The 13,735-nt window shown below is 42.2% G+C and carries 14 protein-coding genes and 1 rRNA gene; all 15 read right to left on the bottom strand.

The annotated features are described in order from the left end of the window. Positions 1–64 (bottom strand): 16S ribosomal RNA (locus GJU41_RS23630); the annotation flags it as partial. 285 nt (positions 65–349) lie between these two features. Continuing rightward, complete coding sequence (gene lysS / locus GJU41_RS23635; protein WP_070877679.1) at positions 350–1,849, bottom strand: lysine--tRNA ligase; 1,500 nt, start codon at positions 1,847–1,849, stop codon at positions 350–352. A 92-nt stretch (positions 1,850–1,941) separates the two neighbouring features. Continuing rightward, the gene (gene dusB / locus GJU41_RS23640) at positions 1,942–2,943 is read right to left on the bottom strand and encodes a tRNA dihydrouridine synthase DusB (protein ID WP_070877678.1); all 1,002 of its coding nucleotides are present in this window, start codon (positions 2,941–2,943) and stop codon (positions 1,942–1,944) included. 16 nt (positions 2,944–2,959) lie between these two features. After that, a complete protein-coding gene (locus GJU41_RS23645) occupies positions 2,960–3,166 on the bottom strand; it encodes a helix-turn-helix domain-containing protein (protein WP_070877677.1) in 207 nt (68 codons plus the stop codon). Then, positions 3,118–3,642 carry a 2-amino-4-hydroxy-6-hydroxymethyldihydropteridine diphosphokinase gene (gene folK, locus GJU41_RS23650; RefSeq protein ID WP_070877676.1) on the bottom strand — a complete coding sequence of 175 codons (525 nt, stop codon included), beginning with the start codon at positions 3,640–3,642 and terminating at the stop codon, positions 3,118–3,120. The genes GJU41_RS23645 and folK overlap by 49 nt, the downstream gene beginning before the upstream one ends. Continuing rightward, a complete protein-coding gene (folB, locus tag GJU41_RS23655; protein ID WP_070877675.1) occupies positions 3,639–4,001 on the bottom strand; it encodes a dihydroneopterin aldolase in 363 nt (120 codons plus the stop codon). Before folB ends, folK begins: the two co-directional genes overlap by 4 nt. Continuing rightward, positions 3,994–4,851: a dihydropteroate synthase gene (folP, locus tag GJU41_RS23660; RefSeq protein ID WP_070877674.1), complete on the bottom strand. Its 858-nt coding sequence runs from the start codon at positions 4,849–4,851 to the stop codon at positions 3,994–3,996. The genes folB and folP overlap by 8 nt, the downstream gene beginning before the upstream one ends. Before the next feature lie 15 nt (positions 4,852–4,866). Beyond that, a complete protein-coding gene (gene pabC, locus GJU41_RS23665; protein ID WP_154319773.1) occupies positions 4,867–5,730 on the bottom strand; it encodes an aminodeoxychorismate lyase in 864 nt (287 codons plus the stop codon). 4 nt (positions 5,731–5,734) lie between these two features. Further along, the gene (gene pabA / locus GJU41_RS23670) at positions 5,735–6,322 is read right to left on the bottom strand and encodes an aminodeoxychorismate/anthranilate synthase component II (RefSeq protein ID WP_154319774.1); all 588 of its coding nucleotides are present in this window, start codon (positions 6,320–6,322) and stop codon (positions 5,735–5,737) included. Continuing rightward, positions 6,319–7,752, bottom strand: coding sequence for an anthranilate synthase component I (trpE, locus tag GJU41_RS23675; RefSeq protein ID WP_154319775.1), 1,434 nt, complete (start codon positions 7,750–7,752; stop codon positions 6,319–6,321). The genes pabA and trpE overlap by 4 nt, the downstream gene beginning before the upstream one ends. A 131-nt stretch (positions 7,753–7,883) precedes the next feature. Beyond that, positions 7,884–8,807, bottom strand: a complete 924-nt coding sequence (gene cysK, locus GJU41_RS23680) for a cysteine synthase A (RefSeq protein ID WP_154319776.1) — start codon at positions 8,805–8,807, stop codon at positions 7,884–7,886. A gap of 106 nt (positions 8,808–8,913) precedes the next feature. After that, entirely contained in the window at positions 8,914–9,825 is a 912-nt protein-coding gene (locus GJU41_RS23685) for a peptidyl-prolyl cis-trans isomerase (RefSeq protein WP_070877669.1), read from the bottom strand. A gap of 23 nt (positions 9,826–9,848) precedes the next feature. Then, positions 9,849–10,727 (bottom strand): Hsp33 family molecular chaperone HslO, encoded by an 879-nt coding sequence (hslO, locus tag GJU41_RS23690; RefSeq protein WP_175443523.1) that lies wholly within the window; start codon positions 10,725–10,727, stop codon positions 9,849–9,851. Between the two features lie 19 nt (positions 10,728–10,746). Then, positions 10,747–11,514 carry a type III pantothenate kinase gene (locus tag GJU41_RS23695; RefSeq protein WP_070877667.1) on the bottom strand — a complete coding sequence of 256 codons (768 nt, stop codon included), beginning with the start codon at positions 11,512–11,514 and terminating at the stop codon, positions 10,747–10,749. A 219-nt stretch (positions 11,515–11,733) separates the two neighbouring features. Then, a complete protein-coding gene (gene ftsH, locus GJU41_RS23700; protein ID WP_070877666.1) occupies positions 11,734–13,668 on the bottom strand; it encodes an ATP-dependent zinc metalloprotease FtsH in 1,935 nt (644 codons plus the stop codon). Positions 13,669–13,735: the final 67 nt, after the last annotated feature.

Consider the following 13,735-nt stretch of genomic DNA (forward strand, 5'->3'; position numbering starts at 1 on the left):
CGACTTGCATGTATTAGGCACGCCGCCAGCGTTCGTCCTGAGCCAGGATCAAACTCTCCGAAGAAAATTTGTGACTCAATTTGTTGCTGACTTAAAAATTTAAAACGTTTGGTACACTTTTGGTTTTGTTTAGTTTTCAAAGATCATTTGCTTCAAGAGCAGCTTTATTATAATAACAAATTCGTTTTAATAAGTCAAGCACTCTTTTCAACTTTTTGTTTTTCTGTTTGTCCGCTTTTTTGCGGCAACGTTTAATAATATATCACCGCTAACACTATTAAGCAAGCCTTTTTTACAAAAAAATAAAATAAAAAAACCTCCGTCTTCAAACGGAGGTTTTTAACCTATATTAACGATGTCTCATATGCGGGAATAACAATACATCTCTAATAGAAGATGAGTTTGTCAGAAGCATTACAACACGGTCAATTCCGATACCAAGACCGCCTGTTGGAGGCATTCCGTATTCCAAAGCTTCAATGAAATCTTCGTCCATCATATGCGCTTCGTCGTTTCCTTGTTCTCTTTCTTGGAGCTGTGCTTCAAAACGCTCTTTTTGATCAATTGGATCATTTAGTTCTGTAAATGCGTTCGCATGTTCGCGAGCTACAATGAATAGCTCAAAACGATCAGTGAAACGAGGATCTTCATCATTCTTTTTCGCAAGAGGAGAGATTTCAACCGGATGACCAAAGATAAATGTCGGTTCAATTAAGTGCTCTTCTACTTTTTGCTCAAAGAATTCATTGATGATATGGCCAACCGTCATATTCTTGTTGATTTCTACATTATGCTCAGCTGCATGAGCACGGGCTTCTTCAACAGTCATTTCCTGCCAGAAGTCTACACCTGTACGCTCCTTAATCGCATCAACCATGTGCAGTCTAGTCCACTCAGGCTGAAGATCAATCTCATATTCGCCATAAGTCACTTTTGTAGATCCCGTTACCTCTTTCGCAATATGAGCGATCAGGTTTTCAGTTAGTGACATGATATCTCTGTAGTCAGCATAAGCCTCATAAAGCTCAATCATAGTGAACTCCGGGTTATGGCGTGTAGAAATACCTTCGTTTCTGTACACACGGCCTATTTCATATACTTTTTCCATGCCGCCCACAATAAGTCTCTTCAAATGAAGCTCAATCGCGATGCGCATGTACAATTGCATATCAAGTGCGTTGTGGTGCGTTACAAACGGACGTGCTGATGCTCCGCCTGCAATTGTATGCATAGTTGGAGTTTCAACCTCTAAGTATCCGTTTTGGTCCAAATAACGGCGCATAGACTGAATGATCTTGCTGCGTGCGATAAATGTGCTTTTGCTCTCGTCGTTCATGATTAAATCCAGGTATCTTTGACGGTAGCGCTGCTCGATGTCTTTTAAACCGTGAAATTTGTCTGGAAGAGGACGCAATGATTTTGTCAGCAATTCAAAGCTTGTGACTTTAATAGAAAGCTCGCCCACTTTTGTTTTAAACATAACACCTGTAACCCCGACAATATCTCCTAAGTCAGCTGTGTTGAAAAGCTCATATTGCTCATCGCCTACAGCATCTTTGCGAACATAGATCTGAATTTGCCCTTCGATGTCTTTAATGTGAGCGAATCCCGCTTTACCTTTGCCGCGCTTTGTCATGATTCTTCCGGCAAGCGTAACAGAGATTTCTCTTTCTTCAAGATCTTCTTTTGAAATTTCACCGTACTCGCGCACCAATTGTGCTGTATAACCCGTACGCTCGAAGCGTTTGCCGAATGGATCCAAACCTTTTTCGCGCAATGTATGTAGTTTTTCCCGTCTCACTTTCAGCTGGTCATTCAATTCTTCGTGGGTTAATTCTTCGTGACTCAAAAAAATCAGCTCCTATTCTATTAGTTACGAACGAAAGCAGAAAAACTGCCAGTTCAAACTGGCAGTTTGCAATCGCTGCGTTGAAAGACAGATTATCCTGCCTGAATGCTGTTTTGTTGTTTTGCTTCTGCCTCTAGTGTGAACTCGTCAAGCAAGTTTACGAGCTCATCTCTTGTATCCATTGTATTAATGGCGTTTCTTACGATAGCGTTGCCTCGGATTCCTTTAAGGTACCATGCAGCATGCTTTCTCATTTCTCTGACAGCTACAGTTTCACCTTTTAACGCGATTAAGCGGTCCAAGTGAAGCTTGCAGACTTCCATTTTTTCACGTACTGACGGCTCACCGATCAATTCTCCAGTATCAAGATACTGAACTGTACGATAGATCATCCATGGGTTTCCAAGAGCCGCACGGCCGATCATGACGCCATCCACACCTGTTTCATCAAGCATTCTTTTTGCGTCTTGAGGAGTTTGAACATCGCCATTTCCGATAACAGGAATATTGACGGATTGTTTAACTTCTTTAATGATATCCCAATTTGCCGTTCCTTCATACATCTGAACTCTTGTACGGCCATGAAGCGCTACGGCTTTCCCGCCAGCTCTTTCAACTGCCTGAGCATTTCTGACAGCATAGATATGCTCGTCATCCCAGCCCATGCGCATTTTAACGGTAACTGGTTTTTCAACAGCGTCGACAACAGCAGAAACCATATCGTATATTTTGTCTGGATCGAGGAGCCATCTTGCACCCGCATCACATTTTGTGATTTTAGGTACAGGGCACCCCATATTAATATCGATAATATCTGCAGTCGTATTCTTCTCTACGAATTTAGCTGCTTCTACCAGTGTGTCTTTTTTCCCTCCGAAAATTTGAAGACTTAATGGTTTTTCGCGCTCATCGATATAAAGCATGCCCATCGTTTTTGCATTGTTATATAGAATCGCTTTATCGCTTACCATTTCAGCACAGACGAGACCCGCTCCAAATTCTTTTACTGTCAGACGGAATGCAGAGTTGCAGACTCCAGCCATCGGTGCAAGAACAACACGGTTTTTCATTTGAATATCGCCTATTTTAAACATTGTTTGACCCCCCTTTCTAATCTCTTGGTGATAATTCTTCTATGGTGACATTCAGTGCGGCCGCTACTTCTTGTATCAACTGATCATTCGGCAGTCTGTTTCCCCGTTCAACTTCACCTAAAACAGACACGGAAATACCCAGATCTTTTGCAAAGCCTTCTTGAGTATATCCTTTTAGCTTTCGAAAAGCGCGAATACGTCTTCCCCATTTTTCTGCTTCCATATTCGTACTCCTTTTTTATCTGTTAATTGATCTATAATCAACGAAAGCGGCTGCTCGCTGTTTGGAATCCTTATATCTGGCTGTATCTCATAAAGCGGTATTAATACGAACGAACGTTCTAACATCCTTGGGTGAGGAATAATTAGGTGCTCTGTTTCAATATTTTCATGATTAAACAATAAAATGTCAAGGTCTAAAGTTCGCGGACCCCATTTTACTTCTCTTTTTCTCCCAAGCTCTTTTTCAATCTTCTGCATAACATCGAGCAGCTGAAACGCTGATAAATCTGTGCAGACGGAGAGCACCATGTTCAAAAATGCATCCTGATCTTCGTAGCCTACTGGATCTGTTTCATAAATAGAGGAAATATTTTCTACCTCTATGTCCGAATGCTCATTCAGGCATAGGATGGCATCTTTTAAATAACGCTCTCTGTCTCCAATATTAGATCCAAGTGCAAGATAGGCTTTGTTCATTCGCGGCCTCTTCCTATTTCAACCGCAACGTGCTGATAATGTCCTGCGATTGGAGGGTCCGGCTTGTACAGTTTTACCGTGCAATGATTTACCTGCTGAAATTCCTTCAGCACTTTTTCAGCTATCTTTTCCGCTACAGATTCTACAAGCTTATAAGGCTTGCCTTCTGCGATGTCTTTACAGATGTTATAGAGAGAAGCATAGTTCACTGTATGCTGAAGATCATCCGTGCGCCCCGCTTCGCGCAAATCAATCTCAACTGTGAGGTCTGCGCGGAAGCGCTGGCCGAGTTTTGTTTCTTCTGAGAATACCCCGTGATACCCGTAGAATTCCATGCCGCTTACAAAAATTTTATCCATGAACAGCCGCCCCTTTTCCAAGCATCGCATCCATCATTTTAGCCATTCTTGCAATGCTCTGAACATCATGCACACGCACAATGCTGCATCCCTTTTCAATGCCGAGGCACACTGTGGCGCCCGTTCCTTCCATTCTATCAGAAGGAGGCAGATCAAGAATGCGGCCAATGAAGGTTTTTCTTGATGTTCCCAGAAGAACCGGATAGCCAAGCTGCGAAAATGTTTCAAGGTTTCTCATGACAACAAGATTATCCTCCATTGTCTTTGCAAAACCTATACCCGGATCTAAGATAATCTTATCATCCTGAACACCGGCCCGCTTGACAATTTCTACACTTTCATTAAGATCGGCAATCATATCAGAAATCAGGCTGCCGTAATTTCGCTCTTGCCGATTGTGCATTAAAACAATTGGGACATTGTACTTGGCCGCTACAGCAGCCATATTTGGATCTGCTTTTGCTCCCCAAACATCGTTGATGATAGTTGCTCCTGCCAGGATGGCCTGTTCAGCGACATCTGCTTTATACGTATCGATAGATATTGGCACATTGATGGCCTTAGAAAGTTTTTCAATGATCGGAACCACTCTTTTAATCTCTTCAGCAGCATCAACATACTCCGCCCCTGGACGTGTGGATTCACCGCCAACATCAATGATATCCGCCCCATCAGCAATCATCTCTTCTGCATGCGCTAGTGCAGCATCTATATGATTAAATCTTCCTCCATCAGAGAAAGAGTCCGGAGTAAGATTTAAGATCCCCATGATAAAGGTTTTCTCGCTGAGGTTTAATCTATAAGGGCCGCATGATAATTCTCTTTTATTATCCAACAAGATCGTGTCCATCTTCTCATCAATCCTTTACAGCTCAAATCTGCTTTTCAGCAGCATTGCATTTTGCTTATACTTCTTCTGTAGTGTTTGCGTAATTTCACCTTTTTTCCCTAAAAAAGATTGGGAACCAATTTCTTTTAAAGGAATGATCTCCTGAACAGAATTGACCGCAAATACCTCATCAGCCTTCAGCAGCTCTTCTGCCAAATAGAAACCTTCTTCCACCTGAACACTGTTTGTTTCTAAACAGCGAATAACAAACTGGCGGGTAATCCCATTTAAAATCCCAGTATCAATTGCAGGGGTATAGACGATTTGGTCTTTTGCCCAAAAAAGATTTGATACAATCCCCTCTGCCACAAAACCTTCTTTCGTTAAAAAAATGCCTTCAATTGATGGTTCATTGCCGATTTCATGCTTGGCTAAAACATTATTAAGATAATGATGCGACTTCAGGCGCTGCTCTCCCTCAGGGGTGTTTCGGGGCAGTGATAAGATGCGCCCGCACTTGTCAAAGTCCTCAGGCATTTCAGGCAGCTTCCTCATAAAGAGCATCACAGTAGGCTCCATATATTCCATTGCACCAAAGGCAAGCCCGCCGGCGCCAGCTGAAACATTTAAACGAACTGAAACGTCCTCGTTCTCCAGCTGATTCAGGACAAGCAGTTTCTGAATCACTTCCTCAATTTGCAGACCGGACAGATCTAAGTGGATATGAAGCTCTTCCAGGGCACCCCGGAGACGGTGCAAATGATCCTCCAGCAAAAAAGGGTGCCCCTTATACAGCCTGAATGTTTCAAATGCCCCTAATCCATACAGAAATCCATGATCAAAAGGAGAGATTTTCGCATCCTCAGCTTTTACATAACCTGAATTAAGGTAAATATACATATCGTTAAACCAGTTTTTTGGACGGCTGGTAAGTTTTGATGAAATTGCCGAGTAAATGTTTCCCGAAAGAAGTCATAATCGATTCAGGATGAAATTGCACCCCTTCAATCGGAAGAGTTTTATGACGAATCGCCATAATTTCAGCTTCATCTGTCCAAGCTGTAATCTCAAAACACTCAGGCAATGTTTCTCTTTTCACAATTAAGGAATGATAGCGAGTTGCGGTAAATGGATTTTCAATATCCTGAAAAACCGTTTTTCCATCATGATGCATCTCTGATGTTTTTCCGTGCATTAGCCGTTCAGCACGGACGACATCACCGCCAAATACCTGGGCAATGGATTGATGCCCAAGGCAAACACCAAAGATAGGGATTTTCCCTGCAAAGCGTTCGATTGCCGCAAGACTGATTCCCGCTTCGTTAGGACTGCACGGCCCTGGCGAAATCATCAGGAAATCGGGAGCAAGCTCTTCAATTTCATCCAAAGTGATTTCATCGTTCCTGCGGACAAGCAGTTCCTCACCAAGTTCTCCTAAATACTGCACTAAATTAAACGTAAATGAATCATAATTATCAATCATTAAAATCATCTTTCTCTCACCTCTGCTGTCATATTCTCTTCTTCACTCAGCTCTTTTGCTCTCAGTAAGGCCTGTGCCTTTTTCAATGACTCTTTGTATTCATGCTTTGGATTTGAATCAATGACGATCCCCGCTCCTGACTGGATGTAGGCATGTCCATCCTTTGCAAGCAGTGTGCGGATGACAATGTTCAGCTCCATATCACCATTATATCCAATCCAGCCGATTGATCCCGTATATATGCCTCTACGTGATGGTTCCAGCTCTTCAATGATTTCCATCGTTCTAATTTTCGGCGCCCCTGTTATCGTGCCGCCAGGAAAAACACCTTTAAAAACGTCGATATAGTCTTTGCCCTCAGCTAATGTTCCTTGGACATTTGAAACAATATGCATGACGTGCGAATACTTTTCAATGACCATGAACTCATTTACTTCAACCGTTCCGTATTTGCACACCCGGCCTAAATCATTTCTCTCGAGATCGACGAGCATAACGTGCTCTGCCCGTTCCTTCTCATTTTCAATCAGTTCATTTGCAAGCTTTGTATCTTCTTCTTCATTTTCCCCTCTGGATCTGGTTCCTGCAATGGGGCGCGTGCTTGCCTTTTCTCCATCAATTTTCACTAAAAGCTCTGGAGATCCGCTGACAATCTGGAAATCCTTTAATTCAAGATAGGCCATATAAGGAGAAGGGTTTAATTCTCTTAGGGTTTCATATACTTTAAGCGGATGGACTCCGAGTGGCTGCGTTTGCCTTACGGATAAGTTCACTTGAAAAACATCGCCGCTCTCAATATATTCTTTGATTTTCTCTACCGCTTCCATAAATGATTCTTTAGTAAAAGCACCCTTTAAAGCATCCGTTCCAGGCTCAGCGGCCGGTTTATGAATAAACGGCTCAGCGGGCTCCTCAGTCCACCTGTGTTCCATTTCAGCAAGACGCTTCTTCGCCTCTTCTACTTCATTATCCGCAGGGTAATGGGTAATGAACCAAACTTCACGCTTTTGGTGATCATAAACAGCAAGGTCATCAAACAGCAGGAAAAACAAATCAGGTGTATCAAGATCATCTTCTGAATGCCGATCCAGCTTTTCGAAATATCTTACACAATCGTAGCTGAAAAAGCCAATGGCTCCTCCCTGAAAATCGGGAAGCTCTTCATCTTTTACAGATTTATAAGCAGAAAACCAATCTCTGAATACATCGAGCAGATTCCCTTTCCGTTCTTCTGCAGAATCTTTCACTTCTATGTTTAAAACAGAATCTTTCCCTCGTACTATCGCCGCAGGCTTAAGTCCTGCGATGCTGTACCGTCCGCCTCTGCCGCTCTCTAAAAAAGCATGATACTCCTCATGTTTTGATAGATGCTGATATTGTTTAAAGAAATCAAGATTGTATGCCGTTTTTTTTGCGAGCGGCTTTCTCTCAAGATGCATCTGGACCCTCTCCTTTAAAACTCATACTTTCATTTTACCTAAAACACAAGAAGATTACATGATGAAAATATTGAAAGGAGAGGAAACTGAACGGCAATAAAGAAAAAACAGCCCGGGGGCTGTTTTTATTTTTAATCAAATTGATAAAGAGGAGTGCTTAAGTATCTTTCACCGTTGCTTGGAATAATGGCCAGCACTTTTTTGCCTTTGCCTAATTCTTTCGCAACTTGCAATGCCGCTTTAATGGCTGCACCTGAAGAAATTCCTCCAAGCAAGCCTTCTTCTTTAGCAGCTTGGCGGGCAACCTCAAATGCTTCTTCATTTTTAACGGTAATGACTCCGTCGTAAATGTCTGTTTTCAAGATTTCAGGGACAAATCCTGCGCCGATGCCCTGAATTTTATGAGGACCTGGTTTACCGCCAGACAATACTGGTGAGTCTGAAGGCTCAACTGCATAGATCTTAATATCCGGATAAGCTTCTTTCAGCACTTCGCCTGCCCCAGTGATTGTACCTCCAGTTCCGATACCTGCAATAAATGCATCAAGCTGATCGCCCATTTGGCTCACAATTTCAGGACCTGTTGTTCTGCGGTGAACGTCTGGATTTGCTTCATTTTTAAATTGCTGAGGCATGAAGTAGCCATGTTCTTTAGAAAGCTCTTCAGCTTTTCGAATGGCTCCGCCCATTCCTTCAGGACCTGGTGTGAGCACAAGCTCAGCTCCATATGCTCTTAAAAGATTACGGCGCTCCATACTCATTGTCTCAGGCATAACCAAGATTGCCTTAATGCCTTTGGCAGCAGCAACCATCGCTAAGCCAATTCCCGTATTGCCGCTTGTCGGCTCAATAATCGTATCTCCTGATTTAAGCAGACCCTTTTCTTCAGCTGCCTCAATCATCGCCAGTGCAATCCGGTCTTTTACACTGCTGCCCGGATTCATGAACTCAAGCTTCAAATAAACATCAGCACTATTCTCTTCTACGATTCGATTTAACTTCACTATCGGTGTTTCCCCAATCAGTTCGTGTATAGAATTTGCTACACGCGTCAATCTGACCACCTCTATTTCCGAGTATTTTTATTGGCTTTAAAAAGAATGTACCAAAACCCAGTCTGAATTGTCAATCTTTTCTTACTTCTCGAATAGGACAAACTGCTTATTCTTTAGAGGCATTGTCTCCATAAAACCACGTAACCCCCGCCTCTTCCCACAACGGTTTAACAGATACCGCAGATTCCATTTGTTCTAGTGCAATCTGCCTTCTCATTTGGTTTTTCACATCTTCGTATGAATACTGGACTCCATCAAGCTTTTCTTTTAATAAAAGGACAGAATAGCCAAGATCACTTTTAATCGGCTTACTCCACTCATCAACCTTCAGCTTCTCAGCCTCTACAACATATTGCGAGGGAAGATAATCATTATTCTCTGACACAAATCCAAGATCTCCGCCCTCATTTGCAGTGAATTCATCTATTGATTTTTCAGAGGCCAGCGCTTCAAAGCTTGAGCCGCCTTTTAGTTCTTCTATCACTTTTAAAGCATCTTTCTCTGTCTTCGTTACAATATGGAATAAGTGATACGAATCCTCAATGGAATACAGGTCTTTGTTGGAGTCATAATAGGCTTTTAATTCCTTATCAGATATTTCAACATCCTTTGTTAACAATTCTTCCAGCAGAATGCTGTACCTGATTTGTTCGCGCAGTTCTTTAGTATCTGTAAGATGTTCATTGTCAAGCGAGTTGTACATGGATTTGTATATCGTAAGCTCGCGGTCAAGTTCTTCTTCCGGGATCTTGATGCTGTGCTTTTCAGCAAGCTCCTCAACTACTGTAAAATTAATCATCTCTTCAAGGGTTTCTTTTCCGAAACGCTCTTCAAGCTCAGCCATCCAGTCTTCCCTGGTAATTTCTTTTTTTCCGACCACAGCAATTGACTCAGATTCCTGGTTTTTACCAGAAACAACAGCTGCCATACTGTCATCTTTAGATAAGAAATACGCCAAGGTAAAACAATTAATGATGACAAGACCGAAAATGATTGGCCATACTGTTTTTCCACTCATTTCTCCATCTCCTGTTTCATTGTTCAGTTTGAGGCGCTTTCTTTCAGCTCTGTTAATTCTTCTTTATTAAAATGGTATCTTTCATTGCAAAAATGACATTCCGCTTCTGCTTTGCCATCTTCTTCAATCATGCTTTGAATTTCTTCTGCCCCAAGGCTGATAATGGCATTGGCAATTCTATCGCGGGAGCAAGGACAATGGAACGCAACAGAATGTTTATCAAGAAGCTTCACATTTTCTTTTCCCAATACTTCAAAAAGAATTTCTTCAGGAGTTAATCCTTTTTGAATTAATTTCGAGATTGGCTCAACACTGCCAAGACGTTTTTCGATCTCTGCAATAGTTGATTCATCTGTACCCGGCATTAATTGAATGATGAATCCTCCCGCTGCAAGGATGGTATTATCCGGATTCACTAGTACGCCAACACCCACAGAAGAAGGAACCTGCTCTGAGGATACAAGGTAATAAGTAAAATCCTCGCCTAATTCACCAGATACGATCGGAACAGAACCGGTGAAATGTTCTTTCATTCCAAGATCCTTCACAATCGAAAGCATTCCTGAAGTACCTACCGCTTTTGCAACATCAAGCTTGCCTTTTTCGTTAAGATCAAAATGAGTTTGAGGGTTTGTGACGTAGCCTCGGACTTCGCCTTTTGCATTGCTGTCTACAACAATGACACCGATAGGCCCGCCTCCCTCAACTTTAATCGTCATTTTGTTCTCGCCTTTAAGCATAGATCCAAGCATAACCCCAGCTGTCATAGACCGGCCTAAAGCTGCTGAAGCAGTCGGCCACGTCTGGTGTCTTCTTTGTGCTTCTCCTACTGTATCTGTTGTTTTAGCTGCATATGCACGCACTTGTCCGTCAAACGCAAGTGCCTTTACTAGATAATCCAATGTAATCTCACCTTCCAAATTATATGCTGTTTCTTTCATAAATTAGCTGCAGGCCCTTTAACGTCAGAAAAGGATCGACAATTTCAATCACACTTGATTCAGATGCAATCAATGATGCCAGTCCTCCTGTAGCAATAACCTTAGGCTCTGCTTTTGCCTGTTGTTTCATTCTATTAACAATACCTTCAACTTGTCCTACATAGCCAAATAAAATACCGGCCTGCATCGCACTTACTGTATTTTTTCCGATAATATCATCCGGTCTTGCAATTTCGATTCTCGGAAGTTTGGCAGCACGTGAATATAACGCTTCTGTCGAAATGTTAATTCCAGGGGCAATAGCTCCCCCCATATATTGTTTTTCCTCATTGATATAGCAATAGGTTGTGGCTGTACCAAAATCAACAATAATCAATGGTCCTCCGTATAAGTGAATGCCCGCTACTGCATTTACAATACGGTCAGCCCCAACCTCGCGCGGATTTTCATATTTTATGTTCAGACCCGTTTTAATTCCCGGTCCTACAACTAAAGGCTTTTGCTTAAAGTACTTTGAGCACATTCTCTCAAGAGAGAACATTATTGGAGGAACAACGGACGAAATAATAATGCCTTTTATGTCGGAAAGATGTATGCCTTCATGCTCAAATAATGATTTGATCAGCATGCCAAATTCATCTTCCGTTTTGTTTCTTGTCGTTTCAATACGCCAGTGATGTTTTAATTCATCACTTTCAAAAACGCCTAAAACCGTATTTGTATTCCCTACATCCAATACTAAAAACATATGTATCACCACTTTGTCTAGTTTCTTTTACCAACCCAATGTTCATTCTTTTCAATCATATCATATGAGTTAAGGATTCGAATCGGTTAAAAATAAGAACTGAATCCATTTTTATTCTACGAAATACACAACATCTCCATTTTATTCTTTTTAGAAGATGAAATGCAAAAAGAAAGAACCGCAAGCTCATAATGAACATGCGGTTCTGTATCAGATCACTTAATCTTCTTTGCGATCTTCATGTATTTCAGACGTTTGTTCTTCATCCTTTTTCGGGAGGATGTTTACTTTCACATCTTCTTGTTTTTTATCAAGACCTGCAGCCGGACGTTCCGGCAATGTGCCATGATCCACAAGATGTTTAATTTGTTCTGCATCAAGTGTTTCAATTTCAAGCAGTGTTTGAGCAATCAGCTCTAATTTATCACGATTCTCAGTAAGAATCTTCTTAGCACGCTCATAGCTTTCTTTAATGAAGCGCTGCACTTCCATATCAATTTCATGTGCAATGGCATCACTGTAGTTCTGCTCACTGTTAAAGTCGCGACCTAAGAACACTTGTCCTTGAGATTGGCCAAATTGCAATGGTCCAAGCTTATCACTCATACCAAACTCCGTAACCATGCGGCGGGCAATGCCTGTCGCACGCTGGAAGTCATTGGATGCTCCTGTGCTGACTTCGCCGAATACGATGTCCTCAGCTACACGGCCTCCAAGCAGTCCGGTAATTTTATCAAGAAGCTCAGGCTTCGTCATAAAGTAACGATCCTCTTTCGGAAGCATAACTGCGTACCCGCCGGCTTGACCGCGCGGAACGATTGTTACTTTGTGCACCATATCAGCCTCATCAAGTATCACTCCAATAATTGTATGCCCTGCTTCATGGTAGGCAACAATTTTGCGTTCTTTTTGAGAAATAACACGGCTCTTCTTCGCAGGACCAGCAATTACACGGTCTGTTGCTTCATCGATATCAGTCATATCGACCTTTTTCTTATCACGGCGGGCAGCAACAAGTGCAGCCTCATTCAGCAAGTTTTCAAGATCTGCTCCTGAAAATCCAGGTGTACGAGCAGCGATTGATTTTAAGTTAACAGAATCATCTAAAGGCTTATTGCGGGCATGTACTTCGAGCACTGCCTCACGGCCTTTAAGATCAGGACGGTCAACCGTAATCTGACGGTCAAAACGGCCTGGACGCAATAATGCAGGGTCAAGAATGTCAGGGCGGTTTGTAGCAGCAATCATGATGATTCCTTCATTTCCGCCGAATCCGTCCATCTCAACCAGCAATTGGTTAAGTGTCTGCTCACGCTCATCGTGGCCTCCGCCGAGACCCGCGCCGCGCTGACGGCCGACTGCATCAATTTCATCAATAAAGATAATACACGGTGCATTCTTTTTCGCATTCTCAAACAAATCACGAACACGTGAAGCCCCTACACCGACAAACATTTCAACGAAATCAGATCCGCTTATAGAGAAGAATGGCACGCCAGCTTCTCCGGCAGCAGCACGAGCAAGAAGCGTTTTACCTGTTCCAGGAGGTCCTACAAGAAGAACACCTTTAGGAATACGTGCACCAAGCTCTGCGAATTTACGCGGATCCTTCAGGAATTCCACGACTTCTACAAGCTCCTGCTTCTCTTCATCTGCACCTGCAACGTCTTTAAATCTGACCTTTTTCTTTTCTTCGGTGTAAAGCTTGGCTTTGCTTTTTCCAAAGTTCATGACACGGCTGCCGCCGCCCTGAGCCTGGTTGAGCAAGAAGAAGAAAAGAATGAAGATAATGACAAAAGGAATGATGGATGTAAAGAATGTTACCCATCCGCTGGTTTCTTCTGCAGGAACGAACTTAACATTCGTTTTCCCCTGAGCAGCAGCATCCACACGGTCTAATGCTTTGTCGCTTAATACATGAGTTACAAATAACTCATCTTCTTTATAATCAGTTAACTTACCTTTTACTTCATATACCCCGCGCAGCGGCTGAATCGTTATTTCTTCAACATCCCCAGCCTCAAGTTCGGAAATGAATTTGCTGTAAGTTAATGGTTCAGTTTTTGTATTGTTTCCTTGGAAAAAACTGACGACTCCAATTACCACTAAAAAGATTAATAAATAAAATATGGTATTACGGAAGATCCGATTCATTCCTTACCTCCTCCCACAGTAAACACAACTATTTTAAATAGTATCATAGAAAATCATGGCAATACAA

It is taken from the genome of Metabacillus idriensis, from assembly GCF_009674765.1.
GTDB classification, from domain to species: Bacteria; Bacillota; Bacilli; order Bacillales; family Bacillaceae; genus Bacillus_P; species Bacillus_P idriensis.

Bases quoted from the DNA above. Each gene is read 5' to 3' on its own strand.
- GJU41_RS23645 (WP_070877677.1), bottom strand. From the start codon at position 3,166: ATGGAAGCAGAAAAATGGGGAAGACGTATTCGCGCTTTTCGAAAGCTA.
- pabC (WP_154319773.1), bottom strand. From the start codon at position 5,730: ATGTATATTTACCTTAATTCAGGTTATGTAAAAGCTGAGGATGCGAAA.
- pabA (WP_154319774.1), bottom strand. From the start codon at position 6,322: ATGATTTTAATGATTGATAATTATGATTCATTTACGTTTAATTTAGTG.
- trpE (WP_154319775.1), bottom strand. From the start codon at position 7,752: ATGCATCTTGAGAGAAAGCCGCTCGCAAAAAAAACGGCATACAATCTT.
- folK (WP_070877676.1), bottom strand. From the start codon at position 3,642: ATGAACAAAGCCTATCTTGCACTTGGATCTAATATTGGAGACAGAGAG.
- ftsH (WP_070877666.1), bottom strand. From the start codon at position 13,668: ATGAATCGGATCTTCCGTAATACCATATTTTATTTATTAATCTTTTTA.
- folP (WP_070877674.1), bottom strand. From the start codon at position 4,851: ATGGACACGATCTTGTTGGATAATAAAAGAGAATTATCATGCGGCCCT.
- dusB (WP_070877678.1), bottom strand. From the start codon at position 2,943: ATGTTTAAAATAGGCGATATTCAAATGAAAAACCGTGTTGTTCTTGCA.
- GJU41_RS23685 (WP_070877669.1), bottom strand. From the start codon at position 9,825: ATGAGTGGAAAAACAGTATGGCCAATCATTTTCGGTCTTGTCATCATT.
- folB (WP_070877675.1), bottom strand. From the start codon at position 4,001: ATGGATAAAATTTTTGTAAGCGGCATGGAATTCTACGGGTATCACGGG.
- GJU41_RS23695 (WP_070877667.1), bottom strand. From the start codon at position 11,514: ATGTTTTTAGTATTGGATGTAGGGAATACAAATACGGTTTTAGGCGTT.